The sequence below is a fragment of the Mycobacterium tilburgii genome, assembly GCF_902168065.1.
In the GTDB taxonomy this organism is placed as follows: domain Bacteria; phylum Actinomycetota; class Actinomycetes; order Mycobacteriales; family Mycobacteriaceae; genus Mycobacterium; species Mycobacterium tilburgii.
Genome location: NZ_LR655738.1, coordinates 1 through 20,249, shown reverse-complemented (window position 1 = coordinate 20,249; position 20,249 = coordinate 1). Strand labels below are relative to the sequence as shown.

Here is a 20,249-nt window from a genome sequence, read left to right as displayed (position 1 = left end):
GGTTGCGGGCTACCCGCACAACGTCGTCGCACAACTCCTTGGGATAGGGCTTGCCATGGTGACATCCTTCCAGCCCGCCCACCCTGGGCAAGCGATCTCGGTTGTCACCCATCCGTGCAACAGACCCCTTGATTGCTATAAATGGTTCCTGGATGACCTGCTTGACATTGCTCGCGGGCGGGAATTCATCGGCGCGATGCGCATCAGGGCAAAGCTCGTGAGTAGTTACGGCACGTCTCGAATTCAGATTCTGAAAGGCTTTTGGGACAACATGTCCCCGGCTATTTTGGAATTTCGACCGACCCCGCGCCGCGACGTCCTACCAGAAGCTAGGCTTCCTCGAATCGGGATCACTTGGACGCGAACACTGGGCGCACTACGTTCGCAACAATCTCAGATTTCCGGGCGAGAAAGATATCACCGGTGAGTTCATTGTTTCGCATGATGTGGCTCACGTCCTATACGCTATACGCGTACTCGACAGAGCCCGCCGGTGAGCTGCTTGCTGGAGCGTTTTAGGCCGGAATGCAATGTACGAAATCCATTTGCACCGTTGTTGCTGGTGCTGCTGCAGTTTTAGGCCGGCCTGAAGATTGACATTCGGGCCAAACCCACGACTGACAAATTGGATCCTGCCGGCTGCATGGATGCTTTTCGGCACGGTCTCGTATGCAATACCGACCTGTCATACGGAAGTTGGTACTGGCGAAGCTATGCCGAGGTGCCACTGGCAGAGCTTGGCGGTTCCACCGCAAGCGGCGCCGGTGATTGAGAGCGCCACCTATCAAGAAGTGTCCTGACGGCCAAGCGGTTCCGCCTGCCGCTTCGGCAAGAACATCACGAGTATGAAGTCCAGTGCCACCAGTACGACGGCCGCTAGAAATACCACGGTGTAGGCGTAGGAAAGATCGTGCAGCAGGTTGTCGGGAAAGTCCGGATCAAGGGCCTTCCGGGGCATCGTCGCAGGGTCAATCGGCACCCCGTGGCGGGCGGATTCCTCTTTGAGCATGGCGATTTTCGTTGCCGCGGAGATGTTTTCGCTACGGTTGAACTGGACTGCTGAAAGTAGCTCGGGAAAAGCAACCCCGCACCAAAAACGAAGCAGCGAACAAGAACATCGCCGCATTGGTCAACTTGACCACTTTGTTCTGTAGCAGCCGCAGGTCGATCAACGGATGATCCGCGTGGTACAGCGCATGAAAAGTGAACCCGGCGATCAATACCGCGCCAATGGCGACCAGTATCCACACCTGTTGATCCGCGATCGTGCCGCGGCCGAGGGTGACCGACACGCCGTACAAGAACGTCGCCAAACCAGGGGACAACAGCAGCATGCCGACCAGGTCGAACGTTTCCGACGGTGCCGAATGATCTTGTGGAAACGCGATCGCCGCGAGAACGAAGGCGATCACACCGATCGGCAGGTGGGTCCAAAAGATCTATTCCCAGCCGTAGCTGTCGATGAGCCACCCGCCCAGCACGGGCCCGAAGATCGGGCCGAGCAGCATCGGGATGCCCAGCACCGCCAGTACCCGGCCCAGCCGGTTCGAACTTGCCTCGCGCGTCAGGATGGTGAGGACCAGCGGCATCAGCATGCCCCCGCCTAACCCCTGCACCACTCGAAAGGTGATGAGCAGCGTGATGTTTGATGCCAGTGCGCTTAACAGGGAGCCCAGTGTGAACGCGGCGAGTGAACCCATGAACAGTCGCTTGATACCGAATCGGTTGACGGTCCACCTGGCCAGCGGAATCACCGCGACCATGGCGAGCGTGTAGCCGGTGATCGTCCAGGCGACAACGGCGTGGGTGGTATCGACGCGGTGACGAATGTGTTGTGCGACGGTGGTGTCAACAATTGCCATCATCGTGCCCAGCACACACGCCGGCAATGCGCAGCAGCCTGGCGTGTCGAGTTGATCGGGTGCTTGTGGTGGTGGGGGGATCAGCAGCGCCGTACTCCATAACCCAGCATCGCATATGTCCAGCACAGATCCGTGCTAACCAGGGAATCCAGCGCGTGCTAAAAGGCCATTTGTAGGTTCGATGAGTGAAGTGGTTCCCGCCGCGAAAACCAAACCCGGCTCGACCCGCGTGGGAGTCGGGAAGCAAAGCATCTAGGCTTCGCCCCGCTTGCCGTGCTCTCGGGAATCGTCGTCGGCTCCCTGCGCAGCGGCCGTACCGATGTTGTCGTTGCATCCAGAGGAGGCCACCTACTGCTCTCGTCGGCAACCGTCACCGTTACCGACCTGAGGTTCCCCCGAATCAGCCTGACCGCGGCGCGCTGCCGACCGGACGACTCCAAAAGAATATTGGCAGGTTGATTTGCCTGCGGGTCTAGTGGGCCAAGCGCAGTTAACCGCTAGACTTTCCTGCGATGTGCACCTTGACGCCCGTCCCACAAGTCGCTACCGGGTATGATCGACCAGCCTGACGGCAGCGTCGAGATCGGCCTCACCGGACGCCCACCGCGGGCGATCCCGGAGCCTGAGCCGCGCACCTCCCACGGCCCGGCCAAAGTGGTGGCGATGTGCAACCAGAAGGGTGGCGTCGGCAAGACGACTTCGACGATCAACCTGGGCGCCGCGCTCGCCGAGTACGGCCGGCGGGTGCTACTGGTGGACATGGACCCACAGGGTGCGCTGTCCGCCGGCCTTGGCGTCCCGCACTACGACCTGGAAAAGACCATCTACAACGTGCTGGTGGAACCGCGGGTGTCGATCGACGACGTGCTGCTGTCCACCCGCATCAAGTTCCTGGACCTGGTGCCCAGCAACATCGACCTGTCGGCGGCCGAAATCCAGCTGGTCAACGAGGTCGGCCGGGAGCAAACCCTGGGCCGGGCGCTGCATCCGGTGCTGGACCGCTACGACTACGTCTTGATCGACTGCCAGCCGTCGCTGGGTCTGCTCACCGTCAACGGGTTGGCCTGCGCGGACGGCGTCGTCATCCCGACGGAGTGCGAGTTCTTCTCGCTGCGTGGCCTGGCGCTGCTGACCGACACCGTCGACAAGGTGCGCGACCGGCTCAACCCGAAGCTGGAGATCAGCGGCATCCTGCTGACCCGGTACGACCCGCGCACGGTCAACGCCCGCGAGGTGATGAGCCGGGTCGTGGAGCGGTTCGGTGATCTGGTGTTCGACACAGTGATCACCCGGACCGTGCGTTTCCCGGAAACCAGCGTGGCGGGTGAGCCCATCACCACCTGGGCGCCGAAGTCGATGGGCGCCATCGCCTATCGAGCCCTGGCCCGCGAGTTCATCGACCGATTCGGCGCGTGACCGACACGGCGAATGGTGAGGCGCCACCGCAGAACGGCTTTCAAGTCCGCCTGACCAACTTCGAGGGGCCGTTCGACCTGCTGTTGCAGCTGATCTTCGCACATCGGCTCGACGTGACCGCGGTTGCGCTGCATCAGGTCACCAACGATTTCATCGCCTACACCCGCGAGATCGGCGCGCAGCTGGATCTGGAGGAGACCACCGCGTTCCTGGTGGTGGCTGCGACGCTGCTGGACCTCAAGGCGACGCGGCTGCTGCCGGCCGGGCAGGTCGATGACGAAGAGGATCTCGCCCTGCTCGAGGTGCGCGACCTGCTGTTCGCCCGGCTGCTGCAGTACCGGGCGTTTAAGCATGTTGCCGAGATGTTCGCCGAGCTGGAAGCCGCGGCGCTGCGCAGTTACCCGCGGGCGGTGTCGCTGGAGGAGCGGTTCACCCGACTGCTGCCGGAGGTGATGCTTGGGGTCGACGCTGAGCGGTTCGCCCAGATCGCCGCGGTCGCCTTCACGCCGCGGCTGGTGCCGACGGTGTCCACCGGCCACCTGCATGAACTGCAGGTTTCGGTGCCCGAGCAGGCGCGGCACTTGCTGTCGATGCTCGAGGCCCGGGGCCAGGGCCAATGGGCGACGTTTTCCGAGCTGGTCGTCGATTGCGAGAAGCCGATGGAGGTGGTGGGACGGTTCCTGGCGCTGCTCGAGTTGTATCGGTCGCGGGAGGTAGCATTCGACCAATCGGAACCGCTTGGTGTGCTCCAAATTTCGTGGACCGGGGAGCGCCCGACCGCCGAGGCGCTGGCGGAAGTGCGGGACGAATGAGATGAGTACCGCTAGCGACGACGCAGAGCGCAGCGATGGGGAGGAGCGGCGCTTGAGCACTCACGACGAAGCTGACGTCGACCTTGACGGCGGGATCCCGGACATCGCCGAAGCGGCGCCGATGGATCCCGGGGAACTCGAGTCGGTGTTGGAAGCGCTGCTGTTGGTGGTCGACACCCCGGTCACCGACGAGGCGCTGGCCGCGGCCACCCAGCAACCCGTCTACCGGATCGCGGCCAAGCTGCAGGCGATGTCGGATCAACTGACCGAACGCGACAGCGGCATCGATCTGCGCAAGACCGGCGAGGGCTGGCGGATGTACACCCGCGCCCGGTTCGCGCCGTACGTCGAGAAACTGTTGTTGGACGGCGCGCGGTCCAAACTGACCCGGGCGGCACTGGAAACGTTGGCCGTGGTGGCCTACCGCCAGCCGGTGACCCGCGCGCGGGTCAGCGCAGTGCGCGGTGTCAACGTTGATGCCGTGATGCGTACCCTGCTGGCGCGGGGTCTGATCACCGAGACCGGCATCGACGAGGACAGCGGTGCGGCCACCTTCGCCACTACCGAATTGTTCTTGGAGCGCCTGGGGTTGACGTCGTTGGCCGACCTGCCCGACATCGCGCCGCTGCTGCCCGACGTCGACATGATCGAGGACCTGAGCGAATCCCTGAACAGCGAGCCGCGTTTCATCAAACTGTCCTGCGGCGCATCGCCCGAGCAGTCGCTGACCTTCGACGTGGACCAGGATTAATGGTCGAAGATCAGGGCATCCGACTGCAAAAAGTGTTGTCCCAGGCCGGAATCGCGTCACGCCGGGCCGCCGAGAAGCTGATTCTCGACGGCCGCGTCGAGGTGGACGGGCGGGTCGTGACCGAGCTGGGCACCCGTGTGGACCTCGATGCCTCGGTGATTCGCGTCGACGGCGCCCGCATCGTCGTCGACGATTCGCAGGTGTATCTGGCGTTGAACAAGCCGCGCGGCATGCATTCCACGATGTCCGACGATCGGGGCCGGCCGTGCATCGGCGATCTGATCGAGCGCAAGGTGCGGGGCAACAAGAAGCTGTTCCATGTGGGCCGGCTGGATGCGGACACCGAGGGACTGATCCTGCTGACCAACGACGGCGAACTGGCACACCGGCTGATGCATCCGTCGCATGAAGTGCCGAAGACGTATCTGGCCACGGTCACCGCGACGGTGCCCCGCGGGGTGGGCAAGAAGTTGCGGGCCGGTATCGAGCTGGAGGACGGCCCGGCGCGCGTCGATGACTTCGCGGTCGTCGACGCGATACCGGAAAAGACATTGGTGCGCTTGACGTTACACGAAGGACGTAATCGTATTGTGCGCCGCATGCTGGCCGCGGTGGGCTTCCCGGTGGAGGCGCTGGTCCGCACCGACATCGGTGCGGTGTCGCTGGGTAAGCAGCGCCCGGGTAGCATCCGGGCCTTGCTCCAGGACGAAGTGGGCCAACTGTACAAAGCGGTGGGATTGTGAGCCGGCGCGTCGTGGTGGCGATCGACGGCCCCGCGGGGACCGGAAAGTCGTCGGTGTCAAAGGGTTTAGCACGGGCGCTGGGCGCACGCTACCTGGACACCGGGGGCATGTACCGGATGGTGACGCTGGCGGTGCTGCGCGCCGGCGTCGAACCCGCCGACGCCGAAGCGGTTGCCCGGATAGTGGAGACGGTGCAGATGTCGGTGGTCTGCCATCCCGACGGCGATCGATACTTCCTTGCTGGAGAAGATATCTCTGCGGAGATCCGCGGCGAACGGGTGACCGGTGCGGTGTCCGCGGTGTCGTCGGTGCCGGCCGTGCGCACCCGGCTGGTCGCCCTGCAGCGCGAGATGGCGCAAGGGTCGGGCAGTGTTGTCGTCGAGGGCCGCGATATCGGGACCGTAGTTTTGCCTGACGCTCCGGTGAAGATCTTCTTGACCGCGTCGGCCGAAACGCGTGCCCGGCGCCGCAACGATCAGAACGTGGCGGCCGGCCTGGCCGATGATTACGCCGGTGTGCTGGCCGACGTGCGCCGCCGCGATAACCTGGATTCCACCCGCACGGTGTCGCCGTTGCGCCCGGAGGCCGACGCGGTGATCGTCGACACCAGCGACATGACCGAGGCCGAGGCCATCGACCATCTGCTGGAGTTGGTCAAACAACGAAGTGAGGCAGTGCGGTGACCCAGGACGGCACCTGGTCCGACGAAAGCGACTGGGAATCGGTCGGTTTCGACTCGGAAGAGTTTGAGAAGGCCGGCCCGGCACCGGTGGTGGCGATTGTTGGACGGCCGAACGTGGGCAAGTCGACGCTGGTCAACCGGATCCTGGGGCGGCGTGAAGCCGTGGTCCAGGACGTGCCCGGGGTGACCCGGGACCGGGTCTCCTACGACGCGCTGTGGACCGGCCGCCGCTTCGTCGTGCAGGACACCGGGGGATGGGAGCCCGACGCCAAGGGTCTGCAACAACTGGTGGCCGAGCAGGCGTCGGTGGCGATGCGGACCGCCGACGCGATCATCTTGGTCGTCGACGCCACAGTCGGGGCCACCACCGCCGACGAGGCCACCGCCCGCATCCTGCTGCGCTCCGGTAAGCCAGTTTTCCTGGCCGCCAACAAGGTTGACAGCGAGAAGGTCGAGGCGGACGCGGCGGAATTGTGGTCGCTGGGGTTGGGCGAACCGCACGCGGTCAGCGCGGTGCATGGGCGGGGCGTGGCCGATCTGCTCGACGAGGTGCTGGCGGTGCTGCCCGAGGTGTCCGAGGCGGCGCTGGCGCCCGGCGGTCCCCGGCGGGTGGCGCTGGTCGGCAAACCCAACGTCGGCAAGAGCTCGCTGCTGAACAAGCTGGCCGGCGATCAGCGGTCGGTGGTGCACGATGTCGCCGGCACCACGGTCGATCCGGTGGACTCGCTGATCGAATTGGGCGGCAAGGTATGGCGTTTCGTCGACACCGCGGGCTTGCGCCGCAAGGTCGGGCAGGCCAGCGGTCACGAGTTCTACGCGTCGGTGCGCACGCACTCGGCCATCGACTCCACCGAGGTGGTGGTCGTGCTGATCGACGCCTCACAACCGCTGACCGAGCAGGACCAGCGGGTGCTCTCGATGGTGATCAAGGCCGGGCGCGCCCTGGTGTTGGCTTTCAATAAGTGGGATCTGGTCGACGAGGACCGCCACGAGCTGCTGGACCGCGAGATCGATCTGGACCTGGTGCAGCTGCAGTGGGCACCGCGGGTCAACATCTCCGCCAAGACCGGGCGCGCCGTGCAGAAGCTCGTGCCGGCGATGGAAACGTCGCTGGCGTCGTGGGACGCCCGCATACCGACCTGGCAGCTGAACTCCTGGCTCAAGGAGGTCGTGGCCGCCACGCCGCCGCCGGTGCGCGGGGGCAAGCAACCCCGCATTCTGTTCGCTACCCAGGCGACCGCGCGGCCGCCGACGTTCGTGCTGTTCAGCACCGGCTTCCTGGAGGCCGGCTATCGGCGTTTTCTGGAACGACGGCTGCGGGAGACGTTCGATTTCGAGGGCAGCCCGATCCGGATCAACGTGCGGGTGCGCGAGAAGCGGTCGAGCAAGCGCCGCTGAGCGTGCTTCTCGGGCGTTGCGTGTGCCTTCCCGGCGTTGAGCTTGGCCGCAGGGCGCACATTCGACTCCTTTTCCCGCCGTCGGCGCACATTCGATGCGTCGAAGAAAATCCTGCGATACGGTATGCAACTGCTGCATTGTAGGAACCTAGATTGACATTATTGTAGGAATCTAGATTGACATTATTGTAGGAATCTAGATTGACATTCGTGTTCGTTACGCCGTAGCTTCCCCTGTATAGCGGGGTGTTTTAGCCGTATTGCGCGAACTGGAGGCGCAATGGGCGGGGAGCGGTTCAGCGTGCAGGACAAGTCGATAGTGATCACCGACGCGACCGGCGCGCAGGGCAGTGTGGCCGTCGAGCGCTGGCCCAGGACGGGTTGCGGCTGACGCTGTCCGGCGGCAATACCGATCGCCTAGCTCAGCTTGTCGACGAGACCGGCCGCCGCGATGTGGCGGTGGTGATCCGTCGCCCCTAATCTGCGGCCGACGCCGAGGCGATCGTGGATGCAGCCGTGGCGCAACACAGCCGACTCGACGGAGTTCTGGTCGCCTCGGGCATGAACCACGTCTCGCCGATCACCGAGATGACCGTCGACGACTTCGACGGCGTCATGAGGGCCAACGCGCGCGGTGCCTGGCTGATATGTCAGGCGGCGGGGCGGGTGCTGCTGCGGCAACGCGAGGGCGGCAGCGTTGTGCTGGTGTCCCCGGTGCGGGGGACACTTGGGCATCCGGCCGGCTACAGCGCGTGCTGCCCGTCCAAGGCGGCCCGACCTGTTGGCCAAATCATTGGTGGCCGAGTGGGGCCCGCACGGAATTCGGGTGAATGCCCCGACCTGTCGGTCCTGGGCGGGGACCGTGCGACATTCGTCGATCAGGTCGTCTCGCCGCATCGGCTGCGGGCCATCAGCGCGATCGGGGAGGTTTCCGCTGCGCTGCTGCGCCAACGGCAAGGCCCTGTTGACCAGCCTGGCGCCGGAGGAGCAGTCCCGGGCGCTGCCCAGCCGGCTCGCCAAGCTCACCGCCAAAACCATCACGACGCCGGCGGCGTTGCGCAAGGAGCTGGACCGCGTCGAAGTCGAGGGCATCGCCTACGACCGCGAAGAGCAGAGCGAGGGCATCTGCGCGGTGGGCGCCGTGCTGCGGGGCATCGGCGACGAGCAGGTCGCTGTCAGCGTGCCGGTTCCTTCGCAGCGGTTCTACCGGCGCTAAGCCGAGCTCGCCGAGGCGCTGCGGGCGTGGGTCGGGACCGTCGAGGCCTGGTTCCGGGCGAACGACTGAGAGACTCGCTGGTCAGCGAGCCCATGGCGGTTCCCCAGTCGGGCTGCGGTAGGCTTTCGACCTGCTGCCGGTCGATGCACCGGCGCACGGGCTGTGGCGCAGTTTGGTAGCGCACTTGACTGGGGGTCAAGTGGTCGCAGGTTCAAATCCTGTCAGCCCGACAGTGTGGTCTCGCACGACATCGGAATAGCCCTGAACCCATGGTTTAGGGCGTGCAGCGCCGAGATGACTCAGCCCCGCCTGGCCGCTAGAGATCGTCCGCGGGTGGTTAGCAAACCCACCCACCCTGGCTCCGTTCGTCACTGCCCGGACACCTCAGCCTCCGACCACGATATTCGGTGCGGCCGGTGGGCTAGGCGACTACCGGCTTTGGTGGAGCGGCCTTAAACTGCGGCGCATCGAAAGACGTGCTGCCGATGCCAACCCAGTTTTAGGAGACGCTCGGGTGACAACGCAATCCGCATATGGGCGTTGCTTCTACACAGCGATGGCCGTGTTGTTCCTTGCCCTGTTCGTGCTGAATGCGTGCACGCACGGCACGATGCTGGACTGATCAGTACTGGAGGCCTCGCCGTGCTGATGGGTTACATAGTGTCGTCGAGGGTTGTCCGCGAAGCGCTCAAAGTCGCGATAGACAGCGGCCCCAGGCCAACTGGTACTGCGCCGCTTGCAGCATTGCTACTTCAATTACCGTGTGCATCAGTCGATTTAACGGAAATACGGTGCACGTCGACGACGATCAGCGCCAGCAATCTCGTGTACAAGAGGATGTAGAAGGAGATTGGCATCCAGATCGACGTGCTGTGAAAGACCAATTTCGTCAGGACCTTCAATGCGTCGTCGATGAGCGCCGAAATGGCTAGCGCTACAATAGAGTGCGATGTACACGTGCTCCCGCCTGGGCAATTGCGCCCTTAATCCCGGCCTTGACGGGTGCTTCAAGTAACCCCGTCGCGAAGCCGCCGACGAATCCGAGAACACCGCCACCGATGGCGCCGGGAATAGCACCTGCACCCAATGCTTCGGGTGTAACCGCAGTACCTCCGATGACCCGCGGCTGGTATAGCCACCGGCAATATCAAGCAACCCGCCAGCAGTCGCCTGAGAACGCGCGATCATCTACGTGGTGGCAGCGCCAATGGCGGCGTTGAGATTGTTCAACGCCGCCGTGGTGCGTTCAAAAGTCTGCGGGAGCGGCGGTGCCGGCTCAACGAGTTAGGCCCTGAGCGTCTGCCATCGGACGGCCGTGGCTCCCAATTCATCGAGAGCGACCTGCAAATCATTCGATCCCATTAGCCAAATCGACCTGGCCGCCGCGCTTGCTACGGCTTTGCCGGAGCGACTCAGCGAGGAGTACCTGATTTACGAGAACGCCGGCGAGTGGGTGCTGGGCAGTGGGTGCGCATGCGATGGTCGCACTGGACAGCGACGAGCTGCGGGTCATCCGCTACGGGGTGACCAAGCGGCAGCGATGGTCCGGCCGACCGGAGTCGGTGCTGGGCAAGGCCATCGATTGCCTGTTGTTGGAGACCGAGCAACTCTACGGCTGGATGCGTTCGAATTCGGGGTCTACCGCTATGGATTGGGACAGCGATTGACGCCGGGTGCCCCGTTGGCACGACTGTTCTGACTCCGGTCCCGAATCGTGGTGACGCGGCAGGGAGTTTCGTTGCGCGATGCCGCCGAGAGCCACCGCGAAGCCGTGCTCGAAGTCCTTCGCGACGGGGTGCCCACGTTGCGCGCAGCCCGCCAAATATCGATATCACCAGCGATGAATCCGACTACCGGGGCCGGGTCGTCGCAGCCGTCAACGAGATCACCGCCGGCACGTGCAAAAAGTGGTCCTCTCCCATTCGGTGGAAGTGCCCTTCGCACTGGACTTTCCGTCCACCTACCGGCTGGGACGTCGGCACAACACACCGGTGCGGTCTTTCTTGCTGCGGCTGGGCGGCATCCGCGCTACAGCCCCGAACTCGTCACCGCCGTCCGTCGGGACGGGGAGGTGATTCCCGAGCCGTTGGCCGGCACCCGGGCGCTCGGGCGCGGCGCTGCCAATGACCGCAAAGCTCGTGATGACCTGGAATCGAACTCGAAAGAGATTGTCGAGAACGCTATTTCGGTGCGCAGCTCATTGCAGGAGATGACTGAGATCGCCGAGCCCGGAACGGCCGCGGTGACCGATTTCATGACCGTACGGGAGCGGGGGAGTGTGCAGCGCCTTGGCTCCACGGTCAGCGGGCGGTTGGGTCCGTCCAGCGACCGAATGGACGCGCTGGAGGCGCTCTTCCCGGCGGTCACCGCGTCGGGCATTCCGAAATGTGACGGCGTCGAGGCGATCCTGCGCCCTCGACGAAGCACCCCGTGGGCTGTAATTCGGGTGCGGTGGTGGTTTCGGCCGACGGCGCGCTGGATGCGGCGCTGACGTCCCGGGCCGGCTGCCACGTCTTGTCGGACTCCTAAATACGCCTCGTCGCTTCGGTATTGGCCAGATGCGTGCCGTGCGTCAGGGACAGCGACTCGGCCCGGTAGGCGATCCACCGCAGCGCCCTGAGCTCGTCGGCGGCCTGGAAGAACGTCGCGTTGGTGATGTACGCGCTCGGCGCCAGCTGCCCGACGTAGAGGCTGGTGATCTGCAGAACGTGAAACGCGTAACGCGCCGGCAGGTAGACGCGGTTGAGCGTCTCGACCCAGGCGGGATCCAGCTGCGCATCGTGGTCGCGCGCCTCGTAGTGGTAGACCATGCCCTCGGCGTAGACCTCGCGATCGTGCTGCAGGGTTGATGGCGACCTGATGGATGATGCTGTCGGGTCCGTCGGTGCTGGCCACCGCGGGCATCCAGTCGCAGCGCTGGTTGGCGATCTTCAAATCGTCGTTGAGGCCGTCGAGCAGCATGGTGATCATGGAGCCCACCATTTCCAGATGGCTGAGCTCTTCGGCCGCGATATCCATAAACAGGTCATACATTTTCGGGTTTTTCTGCCGCAGCACAAAGGCCTAGGTGAAGTACTGCAGTGCCGCGGTGAGCTCACCGTCGGCGCCGCCGAACTGTTCCATGAGCAGCGAGGCGAACCGCGGATCGGGCTCGGTGACTCGCACCTAGAATTGCAGATCCTTGTTGAGCGTAAACATTGGTGTGTGCCTCCTGGGCTGTCGGCGACGGTTAGCTCGGTCAGCGGTACCCGGCCTATCTGGCGCCAAACGTGGTGCTGCGGGTGCCGACAGCGATCGTTTGCGGGCACCCGCGGTGAGGTAGGCCCCGGATGTGGCGCGAGCGAAACTGGCTCTGGTCACCGGTGCGTCCAGCGGGATCGGCCTCGGGCTGGCGAAGCAGAAGTCGTTCGTCCAGTCGTTCGCCGAGGCCTTGCACGACGAATTGCGTGACACGGCAATCACCGTCACCGCGCTGATGCCCAACGGCGGTCCCGCGCAGGTCGTCCGCCAAGGGTTCAAGGCGTTGATGTGGGGCGACGCGAAATTTCAGGGCAACTTAACACTGTACCAGGTTTTGGGGGCCACTACTCACGTCCTGCCAGACAGCGTGAAAGTCGTTGTAAATCCCATCGTTTCACCGCTAGCCGGCCTCGGCCGCCAGCCTCAGCTGCGTGGTGAGCCGAGCTCCGGCTCCCACCACACCGTCGGCTGCTTGCTCGCCCAGCCGCAGACGGCCTCCAATTCGGCGGCCAGCGATATCAGCATGGGTTCGCTGTTCTCCGGTCCCATCAGCTGCACGCCGATCGGCAAGCCCTCTGCGGTGAACCCGGCCGGGACGTTGATCGATGGCCAGCCCAGGAGATTCCACGGCCAGGCTACCGGGCAAGCCTTGATCATGGCGCGGTCGGTGGCCAGGCCGCTGAGCCGGACGAACGAACGCGCCAGCGGCGGTGGTTGCGCGGTCGTCGGCGCGACCACCACGTCGACGATGTCGAAGATCGATCCCACACGGCGCTGCAGCGCCTTCTCGTGCCGCCGGGCATTGCGCAGCACGGCTTGTCCCAGCACATGGCCCAGCCGCAGATTGGACAGGGTGCGGGGGTCCAGGACCACGCCGTCGCCGAGGCGTTCCTCCCACTCCTGCAGGCCCGCAGTCGATCTGGCGAGAAAGTCCCACGCCAACCGCACGCCGTAGTCCGGGTTGCCGTTGACGACGTTGTGGCCGAGCAGCTGGAGTTGGTTGCCGACGGCGCGGGTCGCGGCCAGGATTTCCGGGTGCAGTTTGGCCCGAAAGAAAGTATACGGGAAACGGGTCGACAGGGCGATGTTGAGCGGCCCGGGCGCGATGCTCACATAGTCGGACGCCTTGATCGGCGGCGGCTGATGCCGGTCGCCCTCGACGTTGCCGGATGCCGCATCGAGCACCAGCGCGGCGTCGGCCACCGTCCGGGCCAGCACACCGTTGACGGTGATCCCGTTGAACGATTCGGGCAGCGGCCAGGTGGAGATACGCCCCCGCTGAGGCTTGATGCCGACCAGGTGTGTCCACGCGGCCGGGATACGGATGCTGCCGGCGCCGTCGGAGCCGATCGCCGCGGTGACCAAGCCGGCGGCCACCGCGGCCGCGCTTCCGCCCGACGACCCGCCCGGGGTGTGCCGGCGTGACCACGGGTTGCGGGTGTGCCCGAAGCCCGGGCCGCTGGTGAACGGCCACTGGCCGAGTTCGCAGGTGTTGGTCTTGCCGACGATCACGGCGCCGGCGGCTTTGAGGCGGCGAACCACCTCGGAATCGTGGGTGGCGGGCGGGACGTAGCCGTCGGTTCCGAACGCGGTCGGCACCCCGGCGATGTCGACGTCGTCCTTGACCGCGATCGGCACGCCCAGCAACGGCGCCGTGTCACCGGCGGCCCGTTGCCGGTCCGCCTCGGCCGCGTCGGCCAGCGCCGATTCGGTGAGGACCACCCGAAACGCGTTCAGCGTCGACTGGCTGGCGTCGATCGCGCGCAGCGAACGCCGCACCAGCGTGTCGGAGGTCACCGACCGGCTGGCCAACTGATAGAGCAGGTCGGTGAGCGTGGGCAGGCGCCGGCCGCGGGACCCGCAAGCGGACCCGGACGGGGACCCAGAAGCGGGTCCAGGAGCGCCGATCATGGGGTACGAGACTATCCGGCGCGGATACCCGCGATGTCGCGGCGGGGTGCAAAACTATTGAGATGCGGCTGTATCGAGACCGAGCGGTAGTGCTGCGCCAGCACAAGCTCGGCGAGGCCGACCGGATCGTGACCCTGCTGACCCGTGACCACGGTCTGGTTCGCGCGGTGGCCAAGGGTGTGTGTCGCACCCACAGCAAATTCGGCGCGCGGCTGGAGCCGTTCGCGCACATCGATGTGCAGCTGCACCCGGGCCGCAATCTCGACATCGTCACCCAGGTCGTTTCGATCGACGCGTTCGCCACCGACATCGTCAGCGACTACGGCCGCTACACCTGCGGCTGCGCAATGCTGGAAACTGCCGAACGCCTCGCCGGGGAGGAGCGGGCGCCCGCCCCGGCGTTGCACCGGCTCACGGTGAGCGCGTTGCGGGCGGTGGCCGACGGTCGCCGACCCCGGGACCTGCTCCTGGACGCCTACCTGCTGCGTGCCATGGGCATCGCCGGCTGGGCGCCGGCGCTGACCGAATGTGCCCGCTGCGCCACACCCGGCCCGCATCGGGCGTTTCACATCGCCGCCGGGGGCAGTGTCTGCACGCATTGCCGGCCGGCGGGTTCGACGACGCCGCCGTTGGGCGTGCTGGAACTGATGTCCGCGCTGCACGACGGCGACTGGGAGGCCGCCGAAGCGACGCCGCAATCGCACCGCAGTCACGTCAGCGGGCTGGTGGCCGCCCACCTGCAATGGCATTTGGAACGTCAGCTCAAGACGCTGCCGCTGGTGGAGCGCACGTATCGGCCAGACCGGACCATCGCCGATCGGCACGCCGCGCTGATCGGGCAGGATGAGGCCTGTGGCTAGGAACCACGAGCGCAACCTGAAGTCCACCGGCTTCCCACAACTGCCCCCCGCGCCCGACGACTATCCGACGTTTCCGGACAAGTCGAGCTGGCCGGTAGTGTTCCCGCAACTGCCGCCTTCACTCGACGGCGGCCCGAGCCGGCCACCGCAGCACGTTTCGAAAGCGGTACCGCCCCGGATCCCAGCCGACCGATTGCCGAACCACGTCGCCATTGTGATGGACGGCAACGGCCGCTGGGCCACCCGGCAGGGCCTCGCCCGTACCGACGGCCATAAGGCGGGCGAGGCGGTCGTCGTCGACATTGTCTGCGGCGCAATTGAAATCGGGATCAAGTGGCTCAGCCTGTATGCGTTCTCCACCGAGAACTGGAAGCGATCTCCCGAGGAAGTGCGCTTCTTGATGGGCTTCAACCGTGACGTGGTGCGCATGCGCCGGGTGAACCTCAACGCGATCGGGGTGAAGATCCGATGGGTGGGTTCACGACCGCGGCTGTGGCGCAGCGTGATCAACGAGTTGGCGATCGCAGAGGAGATGTCCAAGGACAACGACGTCATCACCGTGAATTACTGCGTCAACTACGGCGGACGCGCTGAAATCGCGGATTCCGCAAGGGAAATCGCGCGGTTGGCCGCGGCCGGGCGGTTGAACCCGGAGCGCATCACCGAGACGACGGTGGCCCAGCATCTGCAACGGCCCGACATTCCGGATGTGGACTTATTTTTGCGTACCTCGGGGGAGCAGCGGTCCAGCAATTTCATGCTGTGGCAGGCGGCCTACGCCGAGTACATCTTCCAAGACAAGCTGTGGCCCGACTACGACCGTCGCGACCTGTGGGCGGCGTGCGTGGAATACGCGGACCGCAACCGACGGTTCGGGAGTGCCTGATGCCATCCCTGCAAGAACGCCTGGGCTCGATTCTGCGCGACGTCCTACACGTCGAGGACGAACCCGACGGCGGACTGACCGTGCACCACGGCGGCACCTTCGCCTCCTTGCGGGTGGTCAACATTGCCGAGGGCCTGGACCTGGTGTCGCTGACCCAGGTGCTGGTGTGGGACCTGCCGCTGACCCAGAAGCTCGGCGAGGAGGTTGCCAGGCAGGCCCGCAGCAGCAACTTCGGCAACGTGACCCTGGTGGAGAAGGTCAGCGACGAGGCCGCCCAGCGCAACTCCGGCAAGGGCGCGGCTAAGACCGCGGACGTGATGCTGCGCTACAACTTCCCGGGCGCGGCGCTGGCCGATGACGCGTTGCGTACGCTGATCCTGCTGGTGCTCGATACGGGCGCCGAGATCCGGCGGATATTGCAGGCCTGAGCGGGCAGCCGCGGTAGCTCGGGGCAGGTGTTGAAGATCTCGATGGTGTGGCTGACGTCGGAGTAGCCGTGCTTGGCGGCCACCTGCGCGGCCCACTTCTCGACCTCGAGGTCGCCCACTTCGATGGTCGACCCGCAACTGCGGCACACCAGGTGGTGGTGATGGTGGTCCGAGCATCTGCGGTACACCGATTCGCCGGTGTCAGTGCGCAACGTGTCCACCGTTCCCGACGACGCCATCGATTGCAGCGTCCGGTAGACGGTGGTCAGCCCGATGTTCTCGCCGCGGCGGTGCAGGTCCGTCGTGCAGCTCCTGGGCCGAGCGGAAATCGTGAGCGTTTCCAGCAGCGTGGAGATCGCGGCCCGCTGGCGAGTGGAACGGACACTGGGTTCGGTCACATCGCGTCCTCGCTGGCGTGGGCCACGGCGTCGACGACGATGTGCGCCAGGTGGTGATCTGCGAGCCGATACAGCACCTCACGCCCGGAGCGTTCGCCGGCCACCACGCCCGCCGCCTTGAGAATCTTCAAATGCTGACTGACCAGCGGCTGCGGGACGCCCAGCGCGTCGACCAGCTCGTGCACACAACGCTGCGATTCGCGCAGCTGCAGCACGATGGCGATCCGGACGGGTGCGGCCAGGGCACGCAACAACTCGCCGGCAGCGTCGAGGATCTCCCGCGGCGGTGGGACCGGATACTCGGCGAACGGGGAGTGTTCATCCCCCTCGGCCGGGCGATGGGAACCCAGATCGGACGCTGGGCCGTGCGCGGCCGTGGGCGTGGGGGAGGACATCGCCATGGGGGTGCCATCACCTCGAGAAGTGCCGGGACGTTGGAATGCCCATCTATAGGGGCTGACTCCCACTGTCACATGCACGATGACGCATGTCAAAGACCGCGGCCAGGTCGATACCATTGCTGAGGTTTAGCGGGCGGCCAGTGCCGCCCATGCATCGCAGTCATCGGGGAAAGGGAGTGGACCACGCCGTGGCGTCCGTCATCGACACCGTCGTCAACTTGGCCAAACGGCGCGGATTCGTGTTCCCTTCCGGAGAGATCTACGGCGGCACCAAGTCCGCGTGGGACTACGGCCCGCTGGGTGTGGAACTCAAGGAAAACATCAAAGGGCAGTGGTGGCGGGCGGTGGTCACCGGCCGCGAGGACGTCGTGGGACTCGACTCGTCGATCATCCTGCCGCGCCAGGTGTGGGTAGCCTCGGGCCACGTCGAGGTGTTCCACGATCCGCTGGTCGAGTCGCTGATCACGCACAAGCGCTACCGCGCCGACCATCTGATCGAGGCCTACGAGGCCAAGCATGGGCATCCGCCGCCCAACGGGCTGGTCGACATCCGCGACCCGGAAACCGGTGAGCCCGGCCGGTGGACCGAGCCGCGCGAATTCAACATGATGCTCAAGACCTACCTCGGCCCGATCGAGACCGAGGAGGGGCTGCATTACCTGCGGCCCGAGACCGCGCAGGGCATCTTCATCAACTTCGCCAACGTGGTCACCACGGCGCGCCGTAGGCCGCCATTCGGGATCGGCCAAATCGGCAAGAGCTTCCGCAACGAGATCACGCCTGGCAACTTCATCTTCCGGACCCGCGAGTTCGAGCAGATGGAGATGGAGTTCTTCGTCGAGCCGTCGACAGCCAAGGAATGGCACCAGTACTGGATCGACACCCGCCGGCAGTGGTACATCGACCTCGGTATCGATCCGGCGAACCTGCGCTTGTACGAACACCCGAATGACAAGCTGTCGCACTACTCGGACCGCACCGTCGACATCGAGTACAAGTTCGGCTTCCAGGGCAATCCCTGGGGCGAGCTGGAAGGCGTCGCCAACCGCACCGACTTTGACTTGTCAACGCACGCAAAGCATTCCGGAGTGGACCTGTCGTTCTACGATCAGGCCGATGACACCAGGTACACGCCGTACGTCATCGAACCCGCGGCCGGCCTGACCCGATCGTTCATGGCGTTTCTGATCGACGCCTACGCCGAGGACGAAGCTCCGGACGCCAAGGGCGGGGTCGACAAACGCACGGTGCTGCGCCTAGATCCGCGGCTGGCCCCCGTCAAGGCCGCGGTGCTGCCGTTGTCCCGGCACGCCGATTTGAGTCCCAAGGCCCGCGACTTGGCCGCCGAGTTGCGCAAGTCCTGGAACATCGAGTTCGACGACGCCGGCGCGATCGGGCGCCGTTATCGGCGCCAGGACGAGGTCGGAACACCGTTCTGCGTGACCGTCGACTTCGACTCCCTGCTGGACAACGCCGTCACGGTGCGCGACCGCGACGCCATGACCCAGGAGCGGGTGTCGATGGACGCCGTCGCCGACTACCTGGCGGTCCGGCTCTAGGGCTGCTAGCCGACCTGCGGGTTTGCTGCTGGGACAAACGCGCGAATTTTGGAGTAGTGCTGCCCTACTATTCGGCTTTAGTCTTATAGGCGGTGTCCAGTCGCTGGAGTGACTGTCGGGGTGCAGTGCTGAGGCCGTAGCAACGGCTGGGCGTGTCGAGGTAGCGGATGGTTCTGGATTTTGCGTTTTTCCCGCCGGAGGTCAATTCGGCCCTGATGTACGGCGGTGCCGGGTCAGGGCCGCTGCTGGCCGCGGCCGCGGCGTGGGATGGCCTGGCCGCCGACATGTGGGCTTCGGCGTCGTCCTTCGACTCGGTGATCTCGGGCGTGACGAACGGGCAATGGGCCGGCCCGTCGTCGGAGTCGATGGCTCAGGCTGCCGAGCCGTATCTGCAGTGGCTGCACTCGGCCGCTACACACGCCTCGATTTCGGCCGTCCAGGCCCGGGCGGCGGCGATGTCGTACGAGTCGGCCTTCGCGGCGACGGTGCCGCCCGCGGCGGTGGCCGCGAATCGCGTCCAGTTGATGACGTTGATCGCGACGAACTTCCTCGGCCAGAACACGGCGGCCATTGCGGCCACCGAATTCGAATACATCGAAATGTGGCTTCAGGACGTGCTGGCAATGTTCGGCTACCACGCCGGTGCGCAATCGGTCGTGTCGGCGTTGCCGTCGATCAGCGCGGCGCCGTCGAGCCTGGCGGGTCTGCTGACGACGCCACTGAGTAGTTTGGCATCGCAATTCGCCGGGGCGGTGTCGTCGGTGGGCAGCCAGATCTTCGGGCCTGGGTTCTCGTCGGCCGTCCGCGCGATCCAGTCCGCGTTGACGCAGGTGGGGTCGATCGTGTCGTCGGCACCGGTGTCGTCATTGATGTCGGTGGCCCAGATCGGGGTGTACTCGACGACCGCCCTGATGCCGGTGATGACGCTGGCACAAGGCACGGCGCCGGTCACGACGCTGGACGGCGCGATCGATCCGGCCGCCGCTGGCTCTGCGTCGCAATATGTCAGTCAGACCGCCCCGGCCATGCGGGTGATGGTCGGGGACGGAGGACTGAGTTCGTCGATTTCGGCCAGCCTGGGCCGGTCACGACTGGTGGGCGCGATATCGGTGCCGCCGATGTGGCAGGGATCGGCACCGACGCCGATCGTCGGCGCGGCGATGGCGGCGCCGGGATCGGTGACGTCGACCTCGTCCACCAGTGGGGTGCCCACCAGTGGGGTGCCAATGCCGGCGCGCACGGCAGCCGGCGACGACAAGCCGACCGGGATGGTGGGCCGCGCCGGGGCCAGTCCGCCCCATGTGGTGCAGTCCCGGCCCAAGGTGGTGCCGCGCAAGGGTGCGTGAGCGGACCGCCGCAAATTGCGGCGCGGCCAACCGAATGGCTGTTCCATGAAACATCATATCTCTCACCAAGTTTCCGACGCATGGTTATCGGTTAAACGCTTAATCAAACTTTTTAGTACGGATTTCCGTGAAAATCATTACTTGCAAATGAATTGCGCTGGGCAAGCATCTCAGCCGCGGACCAACCGGGTGGCAATCGCCGGAAACGGTGTCGAGTCGTCGAACGGAGCGCGTCCGCGGCGGGAGGACCGCGGCGCGGCGCACGGGCCTCGGCGGCGGCCGTGGGCTTGTGCGTCCAGTCTGTTGTGGGGCGAGGGGTGTTGTGTGCGTGTGCGGCCGGG

The 20,249-nt window shown here is 65.3% G+C and carries 19 protein-coding genes, 1 tRNA gene and 5 pseudogenes; 17 read left to right on the top strand and 8 right to left on the bottom strand.

What is annotated here, in order from left to right:
- Nucleotides 1-784: 784 nt before the first annotated feature.
- From FQ389_RS22815 to FQ389_RS22805, 3 genes are read right to left on the bottom strand one after another with little or no spacing between them, the layout of a single operon-like run.
- Complete coding sequence (locus FQ389_RS22815; protein WP_407662915.1) at nucleotides 785-1,009, bottom strand: hypothetical protein; 225 nt, start codon at nucleotides 1,007-1,009, stop codon at nucleotides 785-787.
- A gap of 31 nt (nucleotides 1,010-1,040) precedes the next feature.
- Nucleotides 1,041-1,412, bottom strand: a complete 372-nt coding sequence (locus tag FQ389_RS22810) for a hypothetical protein (RefSeq protein WP_407662914.1) — start codon at nucleotides 1,410-1,412, stop codon at nucleotides 1,041-1,043.
- Between the two features lie 27 nt (nucleotides 1,413-1,439).
- On the bottom strand, nucleotides 1,440-1,988 hold the full coding sequence (locus tag FQ389_RS22805; RefSeq protein ID WP_407662913.1) for an MFS transporter: 549 nt from the start codon (nucleotides 1,986-1,988) through the stop codon (nucleotides 1,440-1,442).
- A 426-nt stretch (nucleotides 1,989-2,414) separates the two neighbouring features.
- Between FQ389_RS22805 and FQ389_RS15400 the strand changes: the two genes are divergently transcribed.
- The 12 genes and pseudogenes from FQ389_RS15400 to FQ389_RS22790 form a co-directional block, all read left to right on the top strand.
- Complete coding sequence (locus FQ389_RS15400) at nucleotides 2,415-3,278, top strand: ParA family protein (RefSeq protein ID WP_144209201.1); 864 nt, start codon at nucleotides 2,415-2,417, stop codon at nucleotides 3,276-3,278.
- Entirely contained in the window at nucleotides 3,275-4,090 is an 816-nt protein-coding gene (locus tag FQ389_RS15395; protein WP_144209198.1) for a segregation/condensation protein A, read from the top strand. Before FQ389_RS15400 ends, FQ389_RS15395 begins: the two co-directional genes overlap by 4 nt.
- A 121-nt stretch (nucleotides 4,091-4,211) precedes the next feature.
- Nucleotides 4,212-4,841 carry an SMC-Scp complex subunit ScpB gene (gene scpB / locus FQ389_RS15390; protein WP_260860830.1) on the top strand — a complete coding sequence of 210 codons (630 nt, stop codon included), beginning with the start codon at nucleotides 4,212-4,214 and terminating at the stop codon, nucleotides 4,839-4,841.
- Nucleotides 4,841-5,584 (top strand): pseudouridine synthase, encoded by a 744-nt coding sequence (locus FQ389_RS15385; RefSeq protein WP_144209192.1) that lies wholly within the window; start codon nucleotides 4,841-4,843, stop codon nucleotides 5,582-5,584. The genes scpB and FQ389_RS15385 overlap by 1 nt, the downstream gene beginning before the upstream one ends.
- The gene (gene cmk / locus FQ389_RS15380) at nucleotides 5,581-6,267 is read left to right on the top strand and encodes a (d)CMP kinase (protein WP_144209189.1); all 687 of its coding nucleotides are present in this window, start codon (nucleotides 5,581-5,583) and stop codon (nucleotides 6,265-6,267) included. The genes FQ389_RS15385 and cmk overlap by 4 nt, the downstream gene beginning before the upstream one ends.
- Nucleotides 6,264-7,664, top strand: a complete 1,401-nt coding sequence (gene der / locus FQ389_RS15375; RefSeq protein ID WP_144209186.1) for a ribosome biogenesis GTPase Der — start codon at nucleotides 6,264-6,266, stop codon at nucleotides 7,662-7,664. Before cmk ends, der begins: the two co-directional genes overlap by 4 nt.
- A 503-nt stretch (nucleotides 7,665-8,167) precedes the next feature.
- Nucleotides 8,168-8,377: pseudogene (locus tag FQ389_RS22800) on the top strand (SDR family oxidoreductase); the annotation flags it as partial.
- 114 nt (nucleotides 8,378-8,491) lie between these two features.
- Nucleotides 8,492-8,948: pseudogene (locus FQ389_RS20670) on the top strand (IclR family transcriptional regulator); the annotation flags it as partial.
- A gap of 87 nt (nucleotides 8,949-9,035) precedes the next feature.
- Nucleotides 9,036-9,109 (top strand) — tRNA-Pro (locus FQ389_RS15365).
- Between the two features lie 326 nt (nucleotides 9,110-9,435).
- A pseudogene (locus FQ389_RS20665) lies at nucleotides 9,436-9,539 on the top strand (hypothetical protein); the annotation flags it as partial.
- 818 nt (nucleotides 9,540-10,357) lie between these two features.
- On the top strand, nucleotides 10,358-10,546 hold the full coding sequence (locus FQ389_RS22795) for a hypothetical protein (RefSeq protein ID WP_407662912.1): 189 nt from the start codon (nucleotides 10,358-10,360) through the stop codon (nucleotides 10,544-10,546).
- Nucleotides 10,547-10,724: 178 nt separating this feature from the next.
- A pseudogene (locus tag FQ389_RS22790) lies at nucleotides 10,725-11,393 on the top strand (salicylate synthase); the annotation flags it as partial.
- An 11-nt stretch (nucleotides 11,394-11,404) separates the two neighbouring features.
- Here the strand turns inward: FQ389_RS22790 and FQ389_RS15355 are convergent.
- From FQ389_RS15355 to FQ389_RS15340, 3 genes and pseudogenes are all read right to left on the bottom strand, one after another.
- Entirely contained in the window at nucleotides 11,405-11,740 is a 336-nt protein-coding gene (locus tag FQ389_RS15355) for a ferritin family protein (RefSeq protein WP_144209204.1), read from the bottom strand.
- A pseudogene (locus FQ389_RS15350) lies at nucleotides 11,721-12,044 on the bottom strand (manganese catalase family protein); the annotation flags it as partial. The gene FQ389_RS15355 and the pseudogene FQ389_RS15350, both read right to left, overlap by 20 nt.
- Nucleotides 12,045-12,542: 498 nt before the next feature.
- Nucleotides 12,543-14,030 (bottom strand): amidase, encoded by a 1,488-nt coding sequence (locus FQ389_RS15340; RefSeq protein WP_144209183.1) that lies wholly within the window; start codon nucleotides 14,028-14,030, stop codon nucleotides 12,543-12,545.
- A gap of 62 nt (nucleotides 14,031-14,092) precedes the next feature.
- Between FQ389_RS15340 and recO the strand changes: the two genes are divergently transcribed.
- Genes recO through FQ389_RS15325 form a run of 3 tightly spaced genes read left to right on the top strand, consistent with a single transcriptional unit; the run spans nucleotide 14,093 to nucleotide 16,204 of the window.
- Entirely contained in the window at nucleotides 14,093-14,890 is a 798-nt protein-coding gene (gene recO / locus FQ389_RS15335; RefSeq protein WP_144209180.1) for a DNA repair protein RecO, read from the top strand.
- Between the two features lie 16 nt (nucleotides 14,891-14,906).
- Nucleotides 14,907-15,776, top strand: a complete 870-nt coding sequence (locus FQ389_RS15330) for a decaprenyl diphosphate synthase (RefSeq protein WP_407662916.1) — start codon at nucleotides 14,907-14,909, stop codon at nucleotides 15,774-15,776.
- On the top strand, nucleotides 15,776-16,204 hold the full coding sequence (locus tag FQ389_RS15325; RefSeq protein ID WP_144209174.1) for a hypothetical protein: 429 nt from the start codon (nucleotides 15,776-15,778) through the stop codon (nucleotides 16,202-16,204). The genes FQ389_RS15330 and FQ389_RS15325 overlap by 1 nt, the downstream gene beginning before the upstream one ends.
- Here FQ389_RS15325 and FQ389_RS15320 read toward each other — a convergent pair.
- Both FQ389_RS15320 and FQ389_RS15315 read right to left on the bottom strand, forming a co-directional pair.
- On the bottom strand, nucleotides 16,102-16,602 hold the full coding sequence (locus tag FQ389_RS15320) for a transcriptional repressor (RefSeq protein WP_144209171.1): 501 nt from the start codon (nucleotides 16,600-16,602) through the stop codon (nucleotides 16,102-16,104). The two genes, FQ389_RS15325 and FQ389_RS15320, sit on opposite strands and share 103 nt — an antisense overlap.
- Nucleotides 16,599-17,003: an ArsR/SmtB family transcription factor gene (locus FQ389_RS15315; RefSeq protein WP_144209168.1), complete on the bottom strand. Its 405-nt coding sequence runs from the start codon at nucleotides 17,001-17,003 to the stop codon at nucleotides 16,599-16,601. Before FQ389_RS15315 ends, FQ389_RS15320 begins: the two co-directional genes overlap by 4 nt.
- 176 nt (nucleotides 17,004-17,179) lie before the next feature.
- On the opposite strand from FQ389_RS15315, the gene FQ389_RS15310 reads away from it, so the two are divergent.
- Together FQ389_RS15310 and FQ389_RS15305 are read left to right on the top strand one after the other, a co-directional pair.
- Nucleotides 17,180-18,562 carry a glycine--tRNA ligase gene (locus FQ389_RS15310; protein ID WP_144209166.1) on the top strand — a complete coding sequence of 461 codons (1,383 nt, stop codon included), beginning with the start codon at nucleotides 17,180-17,182 and terminating at the stop codon, nucleotides 18,560-18,562.
- A gap of 167 nt (nucleotides 18,563-18,729) precedes the next feature.
- Nucleotides 18,730-19,908: a PPE family protein gene (locus tag FQ389_RS15305; RefSeq protein WP_144209163.1), complete on the top strand. Its 1,179-nt coding sequence runs from the start codon at nucleotides 18,730-18,732 to the stop codon at nucleotides 19,906-19,908.
- Nucleotides 19,909-20,249 lie beyond the last annotated feature (341 nt).

Excerpts from the sequence above, each read along its gene's own strand:
- recO (WP_144209180.1), top strand. The coding sequence starts at position 14,093 with ATGCGGCTGTATCGAGACCGAGCGGTAGTGCTGCGCCAGCACAAGCTC.
- FQ389_RS15315 (WP_144209168.1), bottom strand. The coding sequence starts at position 17,003 with ATGGCGATGTCCTCCCCCACGCCCACGGCCGCGCACGGCCCAGCGTCC.
- FQ389_RS15325 (WP_144209174.1), top strand. The coding sequence starts at position 15,776 with ATGCCATCCCTGCAAGAACGCCTGGGCTCGATTCTGCGCGACGTCCTA.
- scpB (WP_260860830.1), top strand. The coding sequence starts at position 4,212 with ATGGATCCCGGGGAACTCGAGTCGGTGTTGGAAGCGCTGCTGTTGGTG.
- FQ389_RS15385 (WP_144209192.1), top strand. The coding sequence starts at position 4,841 with ATGGTCGAAGATCAGGGCATCCGACTGCAAAAAGTGTTGTCCCAGGCC.
- FQ389_RS15340 (WP_144209183.1), bottom strand. The coding sequence starts at position 14,030 with ATGATCGGCGCTCCTGGACCCGCTTCTGGGTCCCCGTCCGGGTCCGCT.
- FQ389_RS15400 (WP_144209201.1), top strand. The coding sequence starts at position 2,415 with ATGATCGACCAGCCTGACGGCAGCGTCGAGATCGGCCTCACCGGACGC.
- FQ389_RS22815 (WP_407662915.1), bottom strand. The coding sequence starts at position 1,009 with ATGCTCAAAGAGGAATCCGCCCGCCACGGGGTGCCGATTGACCCTGCG.
- FQ389_RS15305 (WP_144209163.1), top strand. The coding sequence starts at position 18,730 with ATGGTTCTGGATTTTGCGTTTTTCCCGCCGGAGGTCAATTCGGCCCTG.
- FQ389_RS22795 (WP_407662912.1), top strand. The coding sequence starts at position 10,358 with ATGGTCGCACTGGACAGCGACGAGCTGCGGGTCATCCGCTACGGGGTG.